The sequence below is a fragment of the Mycobacterium sp. IDUB_3 genome (assembly GCF_055419585.1).
Map to the genome: position 1 here is coordinate 823,055 of NZ_JBVAXZ010000001.1, position 16,110 is coordinate 839,164.

Genomic DNA, 16,110 nt, shown 5'->3' on the forward strand with positions numbered 1-16,110 from the left:
CGCGGCTACATGCTCGCGATCAGGCGCTTGACCCGCTCGTCGACCGCCCGGAAGGGGTCCTTGCACAGCACGGTGCGCTGAGCCTGGTCGTTGAGCTTGAGGTGCACCCAGTCGACGGTGAAGTCCCGGCCGGCGGCCTGGGCCGCGCTGATGAACTCGCCGCGCAGCCGCGCCCGGGTGGTCTGCGGCGGGTTGTCGACGGCCTCGGCGATCTCCTCGTCGGTGGTGACGCGCGCGGCCAGCCCCTTGCGCTGCAGCAGATCGAAGACACCGCGCCCGCGTTTGATGTCGTGGTAGGCCAGGTCCAGCTGGGCGATCTTCGGATCGGACAGCTCCATGTTGTAGCGGTCCTGGTAGCGCTGGAAGAGCTTGCGCTTGATCACCCAGTCGATCTCGGTGTCGACTTTGGCGAAGTCCTGGCTCTCGACCGCGTCGAGCTGGCGGCCCCACAGGTCGACGATCTGCTCGATCTGCGCGTTGGGCTCCCGGGTCTGCAGGTGCTCGACGGCCCGGCTGTAGTACTCGCGCTGGATGTCCAGCGCGCTGGCCTGACGTCCGCCCGCCAGCCGCACGGGACGACGGCCGGTGACGTCGTGACTGACCTCACGGATGGCGCGGATGGGGTTGTCCAGCGAGAAGTCCCGGAACGGGACGCCGGCTTCGATCATCTCCAGCACCAGCGCGGCCGTGCCGACCTTGAGCATGGTGGTGGTCTCACACATGTTGGAGTCGCCGACGATCACGTGCAGGCGCCGGTACTTCTCGGCGTCGGCATGCGGCTCGTCGCGGGTGTTGATGATCGGCCGGCTGCGGGTGGTGGCCGAGGAGACGCCCTCCCAAATGTGCTCGGCGCGTTGCGAAAGGCAGAACGTCGCGGCCTTGGGGGTCTGCAGCACCTTGCCCGCACCGCAGATCAGCTGGCGGGTGACCAGGAACGGCAGCAGCACGTCGGAGATCCGGGAGAACTCACCGGCCCGCACGATCAAGTAGTTCTCGTGGCACCCGTAGGAGTTGCCCGCCGAGTCGGTGTTGTTCTTGAACAGGTAGATGTCACCGCCGATGCCCTCGTCGGCGAGCCGCTGCTCGGCGTCGACGAGCAGATCCTCCAGCACCCATTCCCCGGCGCGGTCGTGGGTGACCAGCTGTATCAGGCTGTCGCACTCGGCGGTGGCGTACTCGGGGTGGCTACCCACGTCGAGATACAAGCGGGCGCCGTTACGCAGAAAGACGTTGGAGCTGCGGCCCCAGGACACAACGCGGCGGAACAGGTAGCGGGCGACCTCATCCGGGCTGAGCCGGCGGTGGCCATGGAACGTGCACGTCACGCCGAACTCGGTCTCGATGCCCATGATTCGCCGCTGCACGTAATCGAGGGTACTTGCTGTCCGACCGCGACGGTGAGCAAGCCGCGCGTATCAGTTAGACGAAGTTATCCGTCGCCCCCCGGGTGGCCAGGCGGAGCGTGGTGAACCACCCGTGCGCCCGCTCCGGCGTCCGGCTCCGCGTTTGCTCACCGGCACCTTGCGCACCACCAGACCCATCAGCACCCGCGAATGTGTGTTGCTGTCAGGGGTCTAGTCCGAGGACTCGCCGTCGGACTCCGACGGTTCTCCGTCGCCTCCCGAGCCGTTGGCATCGAGCTCACGCAGCAAATTCTCCAGGGTGGCGCGATTGATCCGCCGGAACGCCCGCCGCGGCCGATTGACGTCCAAGATGGCGACTTCCAGGCTGCCGACGTCCAGGGCGGACTGGTCGCCATTGGAGGCCTCGCTGCCGGCCCGCAGGGCTTTGACGGCGATGCGCGTGGCCTCACGCAGATCGGCGTTCTCCGCATACGACTCCTTGAGCGCCGTGGCGATCGGCTCGGTGGTGCCACCCATCACCACGAAATGCGGCTCGTCGGCGATCGATCCGTCATAGGTAATCCGGTACAGCTCAGGCGGTTTGCTCTCGCCGTAGTGCGCGACCTCGGCCACACACAACTCCACCTCGTAGGGCTTGGCCTGCTCGGTGAAGATGGAGCCCAGCGTCTGCGCGTAGACATAGGCCAGCTGGCGGCCCGTGACGTCGCGACGGTCGTAGGCGTAGCCGCGGGTGTCGGCGAACTGGATCCCGCCGCGGCGCAGATTGTCGAATTCGTTGAACTTACCCGCGGCCGCAAAACCGACGCGATCATAGAGTTCGCTGATCTTCTGCAACGACCGTGACGGGTTCTCCGCGACGAAGAGCACACCACCGGCGTAGACGAGCGCGACCACGCTCTTGCCCCGAGCGATGCCCTTACGCGCGAGCTCGCTGCGCTCACGCATCGCCTGCTCAGGCGAGATGAAATACGGGAAGCTCACTTCTCACCACCGTCGGGGCCGAAAGTGTCAGCACGCGAACGACTTTGGATCACTTCGCGGGCCAATTCGGCGATGCGGCGCTCCGGCACGTCGAGCGCGCCCTCGGCACCGATGGTGACCGCCGTGGGGTAGATCCCGCGCACCAGATCCGGTCCGCCGGTGGCGGAATCGTCATCGGCCGCGTCGTAGAGCGCCTCGACGGCGACCCGGACCGCGGAGTCGGCGTCGGTCACCTGCGAGTACAACTTCTTCATCGACGACTTGGCGAAAATCGAGCCCGACCCCACCGACTGGTAGCCCTCCTCTTCCAGGTTCCAGCCGCCGGCGGCGTCGAAAGAAACGATGCGGCCGGCGCCTTCGGGATCGGCCGCGTCGATGTCGTAGCCCACCAGCAACGGCAACGCGATCAGACCCTGCATCGCGGCCGCCAGGTTTCCGCGCACCATGATCGCCAGCCGGTTCACCTTGCCGGCGAACGTGAGCGGCACGCCTTCGAGCTTTTCGTAATGCTCGAGTTCCACCGCATAAAGGCGGGCGAACTCGACGGCGATGGCGGCGGTGCCGGCGATGCCGGTCGCGGTGTAGTCGTCGGTGATGTACACCTTCTTGACGTCACGCCCGGCGATCATGTTGCCCTGCGTCGAACGCCGGTCGCCGGCGAGCACGACGCCACCGGGGTATTTCAGCGCGACGATGGTGGTGCCGTGCGGCAGCTGCCCCGTCGCGGCATCCGATTGCGCGCCGGACAGGCTCGCCGGCAGCAATTCGGGCGCCTGGCGTCGCAGCAGATCAGCAAACGACGAGAGGTCTATAGCAGGGTCTCGTGAGAGTGCGCCGGGAAGTGCGGAATTGGTGGACAGGCGATTAGAGAAAGGCCAGGTCACTGTCCGCCCTTTTGGACATACGCGCGAACGAAGTCCTCAGCATTCTCCTCGAGGACGTCGTCGATCTCGTCGAGCAGATCGTCGGTGTCCTCGGCTAGCTTCTCTCGGCGCTCCTGGCCCGCGGCGGTGCTGCTGGCGATGTCGTCTTCGTCGTCGCCACCACCGCCACGCTTGGTCTGCTCCTGAGCCATCGCCGCCTCCTGCGTTGTGTGGGCCCTATTGAATGGCTTATTCACCGATCAAGCCACACTGCCCGTTGGTCTTTCCTAGCCTACCGGTCAACCCCGACGTTCCCGCGTTGAACCGGTACCTAGCTGGTGAGTTGTTCCACCAGTTCGGCGGCGCTGTTCACCGAGTCCAGCAGTGCCCCGACGTGCGCCTTGCTGCCGCGCAGCGGCTCCAGCGTCGGAATGCGGACCAGGGAGTCACCGCCGAGATCGAAAATCACCGAGTCCCAGCTGGCCGCGGCGATGTCGGCGCCGAACCTGCGCAGGCATTCACCGCGGAAGTAGGCACGGGTGTCCGTCGGCGGCTTGTCCACGGCTTCGAGCACCTGGTGTTCGGTCACCAGGCGCTTCATCGAGCCGCGCGCGACCAGCCGGTTGTATAGGCCCTTGTCCAGCCGGACATCGGAATATTGCAGGTCCACCAAATGCAGCCTCGGCGCCGACCAGCTCAGGTTTTCGCGCTGCCGGAACCCTTCGAGCAGGCGCAGCTTGGCGGGCCAGTCCAGGACTTCCGCGCACTCCATCGGATCGCGCTCGAGCTGGTCGAGCACGTGCGCCCAGGTTTCGACGATGTCGGACGCGCGCGGGTCGGGGTCGCGGCCGTCGACCAGCTTGGCCACCCGATCGAGGTAAACCCGTTGCAGCGCAAGCCCGGTCAGCTCGCGACCGTCGGCCAGGGCCACCGCGGTGCGCAGCGACGGATCGCGGCTGATCGCGTGGACCGCATGCACCGGCCGTGCCAGCGCCAGGTCACTCAGGTCGATGCCATGCGCCGGGCCCTCTTCGATCAGGTCGAGCACCAGCGCGGTGGTGCCCAACTTCAGATACGTCGAGGTCTCGGCGAGGTTGGCGTCCCCGATGATGACGTGCAGCCGCCGATACCGGTCGGCGTCGGCGTGCGGTTCGTCTCGGGTGTTGATGATGCCGCGTTTGAGCGTGGTCTCGAGGCCGACCTCGACCTCGATGTAGTCCGAGCGCTGGGACAGCTGAAACCCGGGCTCGTCGCCGGAGGGCCCGATGCCGACCCGTCCGGAACCGGTGACCACCTGCCGGGAGACCAGAAACGGGGTCAGCCCGGCGATGATCGCCGAAAACGGGGTCTGGCGCGACATCAGATAGTTCTCGTGCGACCCGTAGGAGGCGCCCTTGCCGTCGACGTTGTTCTTGTAGAGCTGCAACTTCGCGGCCCCGGGCACGCTGGCGACGTGGCGGGCGGCGGCCTCCATCACGCGCTCGCCGGCCTTGTCCCAGATCACCGCGTCAAGCGGGTCGGTGCACTCGGGTGCGGAGTATTCGGGGTGCGCGTGGTCGACGTACAGTCGCGCGCCGTTGGTCAAGATCATGTTGGCCGCGCCGACCTCGTCGGCATCGACCACCGGGGGTGGGCCGGCCGAGCGGCTCAGGTCGAAGCCGCGGGCATCCCGCAACGGCGATTCCACCTCGTAGTCCCAGCGGGTGCGCTTGGCGCGCTGAATGCCCGCAGCGGCCGCATAAGCCAAAACCGCCTGCGTCGACGTGAGGATCGGGTTGGCCGTCGGGTCCGATGGCGATGAAATGCCGTATTCGACCTCCGTCCCGATGATTCGTTGCATGACCTAAGCGTAGGCCGGGTGACGAAGGGGCCCGCGCGGCGGGGCGCGGAGGCACCGTTCAGCGGGCCCGCCGACGTCCGCAAATTGCCAGTCCGGCAACCCTTCCGATAAGGGCACCACCGGCGACGTGCCGCCCGTAGGGTGAGCCGGCATGGAGCTACTTCGCGGCCGCGCTCCGAGCCGTCGGGCCGGGCCGAGCGCCGCGGCCGAAAGCTGGTTTTTGGAGCGCGGTTTGCCGTCCGTACTCACCCGGCGGGCGCGATGGCGGCGGCTCTGGACGCGGTCGGCGCCGATGCTTGCCGCGTACGCGGCGCTGCAGGCCTGCATCCTGGCGGTCTATCTGATCACCGGCGGCCACGACGTCGAGATCAGCGGCGAACCGACAACCTCCGAACTGGCCGTGCTGGTTCTGCTCGCGCTGGCGCTGCCGTTGATGGCGGTGATCGGCTGGCTGGTCTCTCGATCGCGAAGTCGCAAGGCGCGCACCGCGATAGCGACGACGTCAGTGCTGGCCGTGGCGTGCGTGGGGGTCGCCGTCCGCGACGTCGTACAGGAGGCCATCGTCGTTGCCGCCGTGCTGATCCTGACCGGCAGCGGCATCGGATCGGTCCTCGGTTGGGCGGTACGGATGATGCTGTCGCACCTTGCGACCGTGGGCGCCTTGGCCGTTCGGGCATTACCGGTCGTGCTGCTGACCGCGTTGGTGTTCTTCAACACCTATGTCTGGCTGATGGCGGCGACCATCAGCGGCAACCGGCTGGCGCTGGCCATGGCGTTCCTGGTAACCATCGCCGTGGCGTTCGTCAGCTCGGCGACGCGAGAGCGCGTCAGGCCGATGCTGCAATCGGCGACGGAGCCGCGCGACGAACCCGAAAAACTCGCGGGCACACCGTTCGCCACGCTGCCCACCGCCGCCGACGGCGCAGCACTGAAGAAGTCGGAGCGCCTCAACGTCGTTTTCGTTCTGGCCGTCTCCCAGCTGGCGCAGATCATGGTGGTAGCGGTGGTGACGACCGCGATCTACTTGGTTCTGGGCCTCATCGTGCTCAGCCCCGAACTGCTCAACGAGTGGACCCACACCTACAAGAGCAGCGCGACGGTGCTCGGATTCACGCTGCCGGTGCCCGACTCGCTGATCCACATGACACTGTTCCTCGGCGCGCTGACGTTCATGTACATCAGCGCCCGCGCGGCCGGCGACGCGGAGTACCGGTCCACGTTCCTCGACCCGCTGATCGACGACCTTGACACGACTTTGGCGGCGCGCAATCGCTACCACGGCGCCGCCGGGGTCGCCGCCCGCCGTGTTGACGGCGCCGATACCAGTGACTAATTTCACCCTGTGTCCGCCCCCGAATCCGACCGCACCGTCGGTAAGCACGCACTCGACCTGTCCGGGAAGCGCTACGGCGAGGTACTCCTCGTAACTCCGGGCGAGGCGGGTCCGCAGGCAACGGTGTACAACAGCTTTCCGCTGAACGACTGTCCCCAAGCTGTGGTCGGCGCTGGACGCGCACGCCATCGCCACCGAACACGGGGCGGCCGCAGCCCTGCTCAACGGTCCCCGGTATTGGCTGATGAACGCCATCGAAAAACCGGCCCGGGGGCCGCAGATCACGAAATCGTTCGGCGGGATCGAAATGATCCAGCAGGCCACCGTGCTGCTGTCGTCGATGAACCCGGCGCCGTACATCCCCAACACGGTCAGCCGCCACACGGTGTTCGTCTTCAACGCCGGCCAAGAGGTGTACGAGCTCATCGATCCCCAGAGCCAGCACTGGATCATGCAGACCTGGAGCCAGGCCGCCGACGCCACCCTGTCGCGCGCGGACCTACCGGGCCTTGCCGATCGGCTCGACCTGCCGGCGGGGTGGGCCTACCAACCGCGCACGCTGGCCGACGAATTACGCGTGGACACAACGCAGCGGCCGGCCCAGGTGCTGCAGGACAATCTGACCAACAGCTATTCGCTGGTGACCGACTGACCGCCGCCGGCGGGGCCGAGCCCTACAGATACTGGCCCAGGTTGGATTCGGTGTCGATGGCCCGCGATGCGCTCGAGCTCTTGCCCGTGACCAGGGTGCGGATGTAGACGATCCGCTCGCCCTTCTTGCCCGAAATCCGCGCCCAGTCATCGGGGTTGGTGGTGTTGGGCAGGTCCTCGTTCTCGGCGAACTCGTCGACGATCGAGTCCAGCAGGTGCTGGATACGCAGACCGGGCTGACCGGTCTCCAGCACGGACTTGATCGCGTTCTTCTTCGCGCGGTCGACGACGTTCTGGATCATCGCCCCGGAGTTGAAGTCCTTGAAGTACATGACTTCCTTGTCACCATTGGCGTAGGTGACCTCCAGGAACCGGTTGTCGTCGATCTCCGCGTACATGCGCTCGACGACCTTTTCGATCATCGCCTTGATGCATGCCGAGCGGTCGCCCTCGAACTCGGCGAGGTCGTCGGCATGCAGCGGCAGCGACTCGATCAGGTACTTCGAGAAGATGTCTTGCGCCGCCTCGGCATCCGGCCGCTCGATCTTGATCTTCACGTCGAGGCGTCCGGGCCGCAGGATGGCGGGGTCGATCATGTCCTCACGGTTGGAGGCGCCGATCACGATGACGTTCTCGAGTCCCTCCACGCCGTCGATCTCACTGAGCAACTGCGGAACCACGGTCGTCTCGACGTCCGAGGACACCCCGGTGCCGCGGGTGCGGAAGATCGAGTCCATCTCGTCGAAGAACACGATCACCGGTGTGCCTTCCGACGCCTTCTCACGGGCGCGCTGGAAGATCAGCCGGATGTGCCGCTCGGTCTCACCCACGAATTTGTTGAGGAGTTCGGGACCCTTGATGTTCAGGAAGTAAGACTTGGCTTCGCGGGCGTCGTCGCCGCGCACCTCGGCCATCTTCTTGGCCAAAGAGTTGGCCACGGCCTTCGCGATCAGCGTCTTACCGCAACCGGGGGGACCGTAGAGCAGCACACCTTTCGGTGGGCGCAATGCGTACTCGCGGTACAGCTCCTTGTGCAGGAATGGCAGCTCCACCGCGTCGCGGATCTGTTCGATCTGGCGAGTCAGGCCACCGATGTCCAGGTAGCTGACATCGGGCACCTCTTCGAGCACCAGGTCCTCGACCTCGGCCTTGGGGATGCGCTCGAAGGCGTAGCCGGCTTTGGTGTCGACCAACAACGAGTCGCCGGGCCGCAGCTTGCGCGGCCGGGTGTCGTCGTTGAGGGCGTCGGGGTGGCCGTCCGGCAGGTTCTCGGCGACCAGCGGCTCGGCCAGCCACACGATGCGTTCCTCGTCGGCGTGCCCGACGACCAGGGCCCGGTGACCGTCGCCCAAGAGCTCGCGCAACGTGGATATCTCGCCGACCGATTCGTACGTGCCGGCCTCGACGACGGTGAGGGCCTCGTTGAGACGGACCGTCTGACCCTTGCGCAGCAACGGGACTTCGATGTTGGGCGAGCAGGTCAGCCGCATCTTGCGACCGGAGGTGAACACGTCGACGGTGTCGTCCTCGTGGGTGGCGAGCAGGACGCCGTAACCGCTCGGCGGCTGCCCGAGCCGATCGACTTCCTCACGCAGCGCCAGCAGTTGCTGGCGGGCCTCTTTGAGGGTCTCCATCAACTTCGAGTTCCGCGATGCAAGGGAGTCGATGCGCGCTTCCAGCTGATGCACATCGCGCGCGGAGCGGGCGCCACCATGCGAGCCGGCTGCGTGATCAAGTTGCTCGCGCAACAGCGCCGCCTCGCGGCGTAATTGCTCCAACTCGGCCTCGTCGCCGCTGGACATGTTTGATTCGTGGGGGTTTCCGAAAGCTTCAGAACGCTCTGAGCTACCCATGTTGCGCTCCTTTCCCACACCGAATTGGCGCGGCGGATACTTCAAAGCTACCGGCGATTGCCGATTGATGTGCGTAGTCAAATACCCACGAAAAGTTAAGATTTTCGTCACGCTGGTAATCTCGGCCACTAATCGTGATGATCGTAAGGGCCTTGGGAGGTGCCAGAGTGACCGGAAAAAGCCTCGCCACAGGCTCGACCCGCGTCGCCGGTGTGACTTCAGTTGCACCCATCGGCCCGACCTTAGCGACACCGTTCCTTCGCGAAGCGGCCAGAGCCGCCTAGCCGGCCGACCGACTGGATGCACCGGCCACTGTTAGTAGCGCTCAGCGCCGCCACCGCCGCGGCGGCAGTTGGGCTCGCGGCGTGTTCCTCGCCGCACCCGAAGACTGATTCGTCGGCCACCTCTTCGCTGCCGCCGGCCTCGTCGAGCCAGGTTGCTGCGCCGGTCACGAGTCCCTTGCCGCCACCCGAAGCGCTCACCGACGTACTCGCCCGACTCGCCGACCCGAACGTTCCGGGCGCCAGCAAGGTGAATCTGGTGGAAGGCGCGACGCCGGAGAGCGCGGCCACGCTGGACAAGTTCACCAATGCCTTGCGCGACAACGGCTACCTGCCCATGACCTTCAACGCGAACGACATCGCGTGGTCGGACAAGAACCCGTCGAACGTGAAGACCACCATCGCGGTGCACACCGCCCAGGCCAACAACGCCAACTTCACCTTCCCGATGGAGTTCGCCCCCTTCCAGGGCGGTTGGCAGCTGTCGCGGCACACCGCCGAAATGCTGCTAGCCCTGGGGAAGTCGCCGACGGCTCCGACTTCGGGGGCTCCCGCGCCTCCCCCGGGCCCGCCACCCGCGCCGCCCCCACCCGAGCCCAGCCCGGCACCAGCGCCGTCGCCCGCACCGCCGCCACCACCACCACCGGCGCCACCGCCGCCACCACCACCGGCGGCCCCGGAACCTGCCGCACCGCCCGCACCGCCGCCACCTCCCGCGCCGGCCCCGGAACCTGCTCCGCCCCCCGCTCCGGAGCCCGCCCCCGAGCAGCAAAACCCGCCGGGTTGACCCGCGGCATGTGGATCGGCTGGCTCGAGTTCGACGTGTTGCTCGGCGATGTGCGGTCACTCAAACAGAAGCGGTCGGTCATTCGTCCCGTCATCGCCGAGTTGCAGCGCAAGTTCAGCGTGTCGGCGGCCGAGACAGGTTCGCATGAGCTGTATCGGCGGGCCGGCATCGGGGTCGCCACGGTGTCCGGCGACCGCGGTCATGCCGTCGAAGTCCTGGACGCGGCCGAGCGGCTGGTGGCCGCGCATCCCGAGTTCGAGCTGCTGTCGGTGCGGCGCTCCCTGGTGCGCAGTGAGGATCTCGCCTAGCCGGCGCTTGCGATCGCCGCTAGCCGTCGCGGCCTGCGCGCTTGCGGCCCAACGGCACGGGCGCGACGACGCCGGGCGCGAGCCGTCGCGTGAAGATCAAGAAGGCGGTGTGCCCGCGCATCGAATGCTGCGGCCGGACCGCAAGACCGACGACGTTCCAGCCGCGCTGCAATGTCTCCCAGGACCGCGGTTCGGTCCAGCACTGCTGGGCCCGCAGGGCCTCGACCGCGCGCGACAGTTGGGTGACGGTGGCTACGTAGATGATCAGCACGCCGCCGGGGATCAGCAGTCGCGCGACCGACTCCAGCACCTCCCACGGCGCGAGCATGTCGAGCACGGCGCGGTCGAAGGATCCGTCCGGCAACTCGGAGTCGGCGACGTCGCCGATGATCAGTTGCCAGTTGTCGGGTGCCTGACCGCCGTGAAACACCGACACGTTGCGTTCTGCGTGCTCGGCGTGGTCGGCGCGCTGCTCATAGGAGGTCACCCGGCCTTCGGGCCCGACCGCGCGCAGCAGCGAACAGGTGAGTGCGCCGGAGCCCGCGCCGGCCTCGAGCACCCGTGCGCCCGGGAAGATGTCACCCTCGTGCACGATCTGGGCGGCGTCCTTCGGGTAGATCACCTGGGGCCCGCGCGGCATCGACATGACGTAGTCGATCAGCAGGGGCCGCATTAACAGGTACACGGCGTTGTTGCTGGACTTGATCACGCTGCCCTGCTCGAGCCCGATCAGCGCGTCGTGCGGAATCGCCCCGCGGTGCGTGTGAAATTCGGCGCCCGCGGTGAGCACCACCGTGTAATGCCGACCCTTGGCATCGGTGAGCTGGACGCGCTCGCCCTCGGTGAACGGGCCGGTTACGGACACGCGGTCTAGCGTGCCAGCCGACTCGCCGCCCCAGGTGTTTGGGGGTTGTCGGCGCCCAGTCCTAGGCTGCCGACATGATCGTCCAGCCGGAGGCGCCCCAGTCGGCGGAGCGCCCGGTGGGGCAGGTTTACCGCCCGGCCCTGTCGCCGTCGCGCGCCGCGGACTTCAAGCAATGCCCGCTGCTGTACCGGTTCCGCGCCATCGACCGGTTACCCGAGGCGCCGTCGGCCGCGCAGCTGCGCGGATCGCTGGTCCACGCCGCCCTGCAGCAGCTCTACGGCCTGCCGGCCGAGCAGCGCGTCCCTGATACGGCCATGTCGCTGGTAGAGCCCGCGTGGGACCAGATGATCGCCGAGACATCCGAGATGACCGCCGACATGGATCCGGCGCAGCGCACGCAGCTGCTGGCCGAGGCGCAGGCGTTGCTCGCCGGGTATTACCGGCTCGAGGACCCCACCCGGTTCAACCCGGAGTGTTGCGAACAGCGGGTGGAGGTCGAGCTCGCCGACGGCACCCTGCTGCGCGGCTTCATCGACCGGATCGACGTGGCGGCCACCGGCGAGCTTCGGGTGGTCGACTACAAGACCGGCAAGGCGCCGCCGGAGGCGCGAGCCCTGGCCGAGTTCAAGGCCATGTTCCAGATGAAGTTCTACGCGGTGGCACTGTTGCGTTCGCGCGGTGTGCAGCCCACCCGGCTGCGGCTCATCTATCTGGCCGACGGCCAGGTGCTGGACTACACGCCCGATCGCGACGAGCTGTTGCGGTTCGAGAAGACACTGATGGCGATCTGGCGCGCCATCCAATCCGCCGGGCAGACGGGCGATTTCCGTCCCACCCAGTCGCGGCTGTGCGACTGGTGCCCCCACCAGCGGCATTGCCCGCTGTTCGGGGGAACCCCGCCGCCCTACCCGGGGTGGCCGGAATCCTTGGCGAAACAGGCCGATTCGCATCCGACCGAACCGGCGGCCTAGCACTTCATCGCCACTTCAATGGCGGCGACCCGCTGCGCCCGGCTCCGCCGCGCTTGCGATCGCCACTAGTCGAGCGGCGAAAGCTCCTGCAGCATCGTGGGAATCAGCTCGCTGACCGTGGGATGGATGTGCATGGTCCGCGACAGCGTGGTGTAGGGCGTCTTGGCCGACATGACGTCCAGGATGCCGTGGATGGCCTCGTCACCGCCGACCCCGAGGATGGCGGCCCCCAGAATCTCTTGGGTCTCGGCGTCCACCACGACCTTCATGAAGCCTTGCGTCTCACCCTTTTCCACCGCCCGGCCGACTCGGGTCATCGGCCGCTTACCGACCAAGGCCTTGCGTCCCGACGAGCGGACCTGATCGACGGTCATGCCGGCGCGCCCCAACGGTGGATCGATGTAGAGCGCATAGGTGGTGATGCGGTCGCTCACCCGGCGGGGGTCGCCGTCCAGCAGATTGGCGGCGACGATTTCGAAATCGTTGTAGGAGGTGTGGGTGAATGCGCCCCTGCCGTTGCAGTCGCCCATCGCCCAGATGTGCTCGACGCTGGTCCTGAGCTCGTCGTCGACCGTGATGTAACCGCGGGCGTCGGTCTGCACCCCGGCCGCTTCCAGGCCCAGGTCGTCGGTGTTGGGTCGCCGGCCCACCGCCAGCAGCAGATGACTCCCGTGGACGGGCGCGGCGCCCTCGCGAGGGGCCAGTTCGAACCCGTTGCCGGCCTTGGTTATTCGTATATCGTCGGCACCGACGATGATGTCGATGCCTTCGGCCCGCAGGATTTCTTCGACGGTGGACGAGACGTCCTCGTCTTCGCGCAATGCCAGCCGCGGGCCCCGTTCCACGACGGTCACCCGGGCTCCGAACCGCCGGTACATCTGCGCGAATTCCAGCGCGATATAGCTGCCGCCAACGATGACGAGATGCGTTGGCACCGTGTCGAGTTCGAGAACCGACACGTTGGTGAGGAAGTCGACATCGGACAGGCCCGGGATATCGGGCACCGCCGCTCGGCCGCCGACGTTGAGGAAGATGCGATCGGCGTGCAGCACATCGTCGCCGACTCGCAGCGTGTGCGGATCCTGGAAGACCGCGTGCCCGCGAAAAACAGTGCAGCCCTTCATGCCCTCGAGCCAATCCTCGACGCCCTTGCGGTTGCCCAGCATGATCTCGTCTTTACGCGCCTTGACCTTGGCCATGTCCACGCTGACCGTCCCGGTCCCGACGCCGTATTCCGCGCCGCGGCGCGCCAGGCGGGCGGCGTGCGCGGAGGCCACCATCGTCTTGGTCGGGATGCAGCCGGTGTTGACGCAGGTGCCGCCCATCAGCTTGCGCTCGATCACGGCGACGCGCTGCCCGGCTGCGGTCAGCCGGCCTGCCAGCGGCGGGCCGGCCTGCCCGGCCCCGACGATGATCGCATCGAAATGTTCTGTCACTTAACCGCCGTCAGCAGGAACTCGGTCAACACGTGACCCGTCGCCGCAAGGATGGCGAACCCGCCCACGATCGCGACGGCGTCCTCGAGCAGCGCGATGGGCAGGTCCTTGCCACCGGTCGCGGCGACCAGCCGTCTGCGTGCGTGGTAACCGCCGAGGGTGCCCAGCACCGCACCGATGACGCCGGCGCCCAGCGCGGTGAACGTCCAATGCGGCCAAGCGCCAAGGGCCGCGCCCGCGAGCCCGCCCATGACGATCCGGGCCGCGAAGATCGGCGGAGCGGTACGGGCCGGCGTCTTGGGCAGCTTGTCGTTGACCAGTTCGCCCACGGCGAGAACGGTGAAGATGATCACCGTGATGATGCTGGCCATCCAGCCCGCCCAGGTTCCGTGCAGATCGATCCAGCCGATGAAGGCGGCCCACGCCACCACGGCGGGCGCGGTCAGCGACCGCAGCCCGGCCACCACACCAATCAGCAGAGCCAGCAAGACAAGAAGTGCGTGTGTCACGGAAGACCCTCCTGGGAGACGAACGCCGGCGACCAATGCGGGGACGGCCCACACGCCAACCCGGGCAGTCCCCCGAGGCGGACGCTAACACAGCCGCGGGTTCTGCACCGCGTGCGCGATCAGAACCGGCAAAACCTGATGTCGGACGCCAGGATCGCCTTGGCGCCGATGGCGGCCAATTCGTCCATGATCTCGTTGACGCCGCGACGCGGCACCAGCGCGCGGATGGCCACCCAGTCCGGATCGGCCAGGGGCGCGATGGTGGGCGACTCCAGCCCCGGCGTGATCGCCGTGGCCTTCTCCTGCACCGAGCGGGGGCAGTCGTAGTCGAGCATCAGATATTGCTGCCCGAACACCACGCCCTGGATCCGCGCCACCAGTTGATCGCGCGCCGCCTGCGTCCCGGACTTGCTGCTGTGGTCGCTCTCGATCAGCACCGCTTCCGAATCGCACAGCGGTTCGCCGAAGGCGATGAGGTTGTGCAGGCTCAGGGTGCGCCCGGAACCCACCACGTCGGCGATGGCGTCGGCCACGCCAAGCTGTACCGAGATCTCCACCGCACCGTCGAGCCTGATGACCGTTGCCTCGATACCACGCCCGGACAAGTCTTTTCGGACCAGATTGGGATAGGCGGTCGCGATCCGTTTTCCGGCCAGATCCGCGATCTTCCAGTCGCGCCCGGCCGGTCCGGCGTAGCGGAAACTCGACGAGCCGAATCCCAGCGCCAGCCGTTCCCGCACCGGTGCGTCTGAATCGCCCACCAGGTCCCGGCCGGTGATGCCGAAATCCAGTTCTCCCGAACCCACGTAGATGGCAATGTCTTTGGGCCGCAGAAAGAAGAACTCGACCTGGTTGACCGGGTCGATGACGGTCAGGTCCTTGGAATCGGTGCGGCGCCGGTAGCCCGCCTCGGCGAGGATCTCGCTGGCCGGCTCGCTCAGCGTGCCCTTGTTGGGAACCGCAACCCGCAGCATGGTCACAGCTTCCGATACACGTCGTCGAGGGTCAGTCCGCGCGCCACCATCAACACCTGCGTCCAGTAGAGCAACTGGCTGATCTCCCCGGCCAGCGCGTCGTCGGATTCGTGTTCGGCGGCCAGCCAGACTTCGCCGGCTTCCTCGAGGATCTTCTTACCCAGTCCGTGGACGCCGCCCTCCAGCGCGGCGACCGTCGCGCTGCCGGCTGGCCGGGTACGGGCACGCTCGCCCAGTTCGGCGAACAGATCCTCGAAGGTCTTCACGGCCAGCGATTGTTTCACGCGGCGGCGAGCAAAGTCACGGCGGTTTAGCCGCGGCCGGGCTGTGAGGCGGTTCGCCCGTCGAATCCGGCGAGCGTGATGCGCAGCGCTTCCTCCAACAGCACGTGAAACGGTGGGCTGTCGGAGATGTCCGAGGTCAGCCATCCGTCGAGGACGAATTGAACGGTGGCGAAACTGGTGTGGACCAACAAGCGGGGCCGAATATCCACCGCCGCATCGACATTCATCCGGCGGGCGACCTGTTCGATCAGCCTGCCGTGATCCGTCTGGCTGACCAACATGGATTTGGTCAACAACTGGGGCGCGGTCACGACGGCATCACGCCACATATCGAGGTTGCCGATCGCGCTGACATCCCTGGCGTGCGTGACAAAGAGCTGAATCAGCGCCTCGACCGGCGACTCATGTTGCGGCCTCGCGCTATAGGCGCCCACGATCTCGGTGGCCGCCTCCCGGACGGGATCGATCAGCAGTCCCTCCTTGGTGGGGGCGTACCGGAAATACGTGCTGATGGAGACGCCGGCGGCCGCGGCGATGTCCTCGGTGGTCACCGCCTCGAAGCCGCGTTCGGCGAACAGCCGGTGTGCGGTCCGCTGAATCTGGGAAAGCAGCTCAGCACGCCGTCGGTCCCGCAACGAGCCGGTGTTTGCTGAGGGCATGCCATCACCTTCGTCAATCCGACATTAGAACCCCACGGTGCCGTCCAGCGACGAACTCAGATGAGTGACTCTACACTATTGAAAGTCGCTATCAAGTAGGCTAATGTGATGCCGCACACACCGATGAGCTGCGGAGTCCCGGGGCTTGTTG

Annotated in this window: 15 protein-coding genes and 2 pseudogenes; 5 read left to right on the top strand and 12 right to left on the bottom strand. The window is 66.9% G+C overall.

Annotated elements, in window-relative coordinates; translation table 11 throughout:
• Positions 1-5 precede the first annotated feature (5 nt).
• The 5 genes from pafA to dop all read right to left on the bottom strand — a co-directional run bounded on the left by pafA (position 6) and on the right by dop (position 5,048).
• Positions 6-1,364 carry a Pup--protein ligase gene (gene pafA, locus ACZYVJ_RS03570; RefSeq protein WP_463829762.1) on the bottom strand — a complete coding sequence of 453 codons (1,359 nt, stop codon included), beginning with the start codon at positions 1,362-1,364 and terminating at the stop codon, positions 6-8.
• 210 nt (positions 1,365-1,574) lie between these two features.
• Positions 1,575-2,345 (bottom strand): proteasome subunit alpha, encoded by a 771-nt coding sequence (gene prcA, locus ACZYVJ_RS03575; protein ID WP_463829764.1) that lies wholly within the window; start codon positions 2,343-2,345, stop codon positions 1,575-1,577.
• Positions 2,342-3,229 (bottom strand): proteasome subunit beta, encoded by an 888-nt coding sequence (gene prcB, locus ACZYVJ_RS03580; RefSeq protein WP_463829765.1) that lies wholly within the window; start codon positions 3,227-3,229, stop codon positions 2,342-2,344. The genes prcA and prcB overlap by 4 nt, the downstream gene beginning before the upstream one ends.
• Positions 3,226-3,420 (bottom strand): ubiquitin-like protein Pup, encoded by a 195-nt coding sequence (locus ACZYVJ_RS03585; protein WP_044488417.1) that lies wholly within the window; start codon positions 3,418-3,420, stop codon positions 3,226-3,228. Before ACZYVJ_RS03585 ends, prcB begins: the two co-directional genes overlap by 4 nt.
• A 119-nt stretch (positions 3,421-3,539) precedes the next feature.
• Entirely contained in the window at positions 3,540-5,048 is a 1,509-nt protein-coding gene (gene dop / locus ACZYVJ_RS03590) for a pup deamidase/depupylase (RefSeq protein WP_463829766.1), read from the bottom strand.
• 151 nt (positions 5,049-5,199) lie between these two features.
• Here dop and ACZYVJ_RS03595 point away from each other — a divergent pair, with 151 nt between their 5' ends.
• Both ACZYVJ_RS03595 and ACZYVJ_RS03600 read left to right on the top strand, forming a co-directional pair.
• The gene (locus tag ACZYVJ_RS03595) at positions 5,200-6,381 is read left to right on the top strand and encodes a hypothetical protein (protein ID WP_463829767.1); all 1,182 of its coding nucleotides are present in this window, start codon (positions 5,200-5,202) and stop codon (positions 6,379-6,381) included.
• Positions 6,382-6,390: 9 nt separating this feature from the next.
• A pseudogene (locus ACZYVJ_RS03600) lies at positions 6,391-7,033 on the top strand (hypothetical protein).
• A gap of 22 nt (positions 7,034-7,055) precedes the next feature.
• On the opposite strand, the gene arc reads toward ACZYVJ_RS03600, so the two are convergent.
• Positions 7,056-8,885, bottom strand: coding sequence for a proteasome ATPase (gene arc / locus ACZYVJ_RS03605; RefSeq protein ID WP_463829768.1), 1,830 nt, complete (start codon positions 8,883-8,885; stop codon positions 7,056-7,058).
• A 300-nt stretch (positions 8,886-9,185) separates the two neighbouring features.
• On the opposite strand from arc, the pseudogene lppK reads away from it, so the two are divergent.
• A pseudogene (gene lppK / locus ACZYVJ_RS03610) lies at positions 9,186-9,788 on the top strand (lipoprotein LppK); the annotation flags it as partial.
• A gap of 173 nt (positions 9,789-9,961) precedes the next feature.
• Positions 9,962-10,261: a DUF503 domain-containing protein gene (locus tag ACZYVJ_RS03615; protein WP_463829769.1), complete on the top strand. Its 300-nt coding sequence runs from the start codon at positions 9,962-9,964 to the stop codon at positions 10,259-10,261.
• A gap of 19 nt (positions 10,262-10,280) precedes the next feature.
• Here the strand turns inward: ACZYVJ_RS03615 and trmI are convergent, their stop codons facing one another.
• Positions 10,281-11,126, bottom strand: a complete 846-nt coding sequence (gene trmI, locus ACZYVJ_RS03620) for a tRNA (adenine(58)-N(1))-methyltransferase TrmI (RefSeq protein WP_463829771.1) — start codon at positions 11,124-11,126, stop codon at positions 10,281-10,283.
• A gap of 74 nt (positions 11,127-11,200) precedes the next feature.
• On the opposite strand from trmI, the gene ACZYVJ_RS03625 reads away from it, so the two are divergent.
• Positions 11,201-12,097: a RecB family exonuclease gene (locus tag ACZYVJ_RS03625; RefSeq protein WP_463829773.1), complete on the top strand. Its 897-nt coding sequence runs from the start codon at positions 11,201-11,203 to the stop codon at positions 12,095-12,097.
• A 65-nt stretch (positions 12,098-12,162) separates the two neighbouring features.
• Here the strand turns inward: ACZYVJ_RS03625 and ACZYVJ_RS03630 are convergent, their stop codons facing one another.
• The 5 genes from ACZYVJ_RS03630 to ACZYVJ_RS03650 all read right to left on the bottom strand — a co-directional run bounded on the left by ACZYVJ_RS03630 (position 12,163) and on the right by ACZYVJ_RS03650 (position 15,959).
• Positions 12,163-13,533, bottom strand: a complete 1,371-nt coding sequence (locus ACZYVJ_RS03630; RefSeq protein ID WP_463829774.1) for an FAD-containing oxidoreductase — start codon at positions 13,531-13,533, stop codon at positions 12,163-12,165.
• The gene (locus ACZYVJ_RS03635) at positions 13,530-14,042 is read right to left on the bottom strand and encodes a DUF4126 domain-containing protein (protein WP_463829775.1); all 513 of its coding nucleotides are present in this window, start codon (positions 14,040-14,042) and stop codon (positions 13,530-13,532) included. The genes ACZYVJ_RS03630 and ACZYVJ_RS03635 overlap by 4 nt, the downstream gene beginning before the upstream one ends.
• Positions 14,043-14,161: 119 nt before the next feature.
• Entirely contained in the window at positions 14,162-15,016 is an 855-nt protein-coding gene (hisG, locus tag ACZYVJ_RS03640; RefSeq protein WP_463829776.1) for an ATP phosphoribosyltransferase, read from the bottom strand.
• Between the two features lie 2 nt (positions 15,017-15,018).
• Positions 15,019-15,300 carry a phosphoribosyl-ATP diphosphatase gene (locus ACZYVJ_RS03645; protein WP_463829778.1) on the bottom strand — a complete coding sequence of 94 codons (282 nt, stop codon included), beginning with the start codon at positions 15,298-15,300 and terminating at the stop codon, positions 15,019-15,021.
• A 26-nt stretch (positions 15,301-15,326) separates the two neighbouring features.
• On the bottom strand, positions 15,327-15,959 hold the full coding sequence (locus tag ACZYVJ_RS03650; RefSeq protein WP_463829779.1) for a TetR family transcriptional regulator: 633 nt from the start codon (positions 15,957-15,959) through the stop codon (positions 15,327-15,329).
• Positions 15,960-16,110 lie beyond the last annotated feature (151 nt).

Coding starts and splice junctions, on each gene's coding strand:
- ACZYVJ_RS03625 (WP_463829773.1), top strand. CDS start 11,201: ATGATCGTCCAGCCGGAGGCGCCCCAGTCGGCGGAGCGCCCGGTGGGG.
- ACZYVJ_RS03650 (WP_463829779.1), bottom strand. CDS start 15,959: ATGCCCTCAGCAAACACCGGCTCGTTGCGGGACCGACGGCGTGCTGAG.
- dop (WP_463829766.1), bottom strand. CDS start 5,048: ATGCAACGAATCATCGGGACGGAGGTCGAATACGGCATTTCATCGCCA.
- hisG (WP_463829776.1), bottom strand. CDS start 15,016: ATGCTGCGGGTTGCGGTTCCCAACAAGGGCACGCTGAGCGAGCCGGCC.
- ACZYVJ_RS03615 (WP_463829769.1), top strand. CDS start 9,962: ATGTGGATCGGCTGGCTCGAGTTCGACGTGTTGCTCGGCGATGTGCGG.
- ACZYVJ_RS03595 (WP_463829767.1), top strand. CDS start 5,200: ATGGAGCTACTTCGCGGCCGCGCTCCGAGCCGTCGGGCCGGGCCGAGC.
- arc (WP_463829768.1), bottom strand. CDS start 8,885: ATGGGTAGCTCAGAGCGTTCTGAAGCTTTCGGAAACCCCCACGAATCA.
- ACZYVJ_RS03585 (WP_044488417.1), bottom strand. CDS start 3,420: ATGGCTCAGGAGCAGACCAAGCGTGGCGGTGGTGGCGACGACGAAGAC.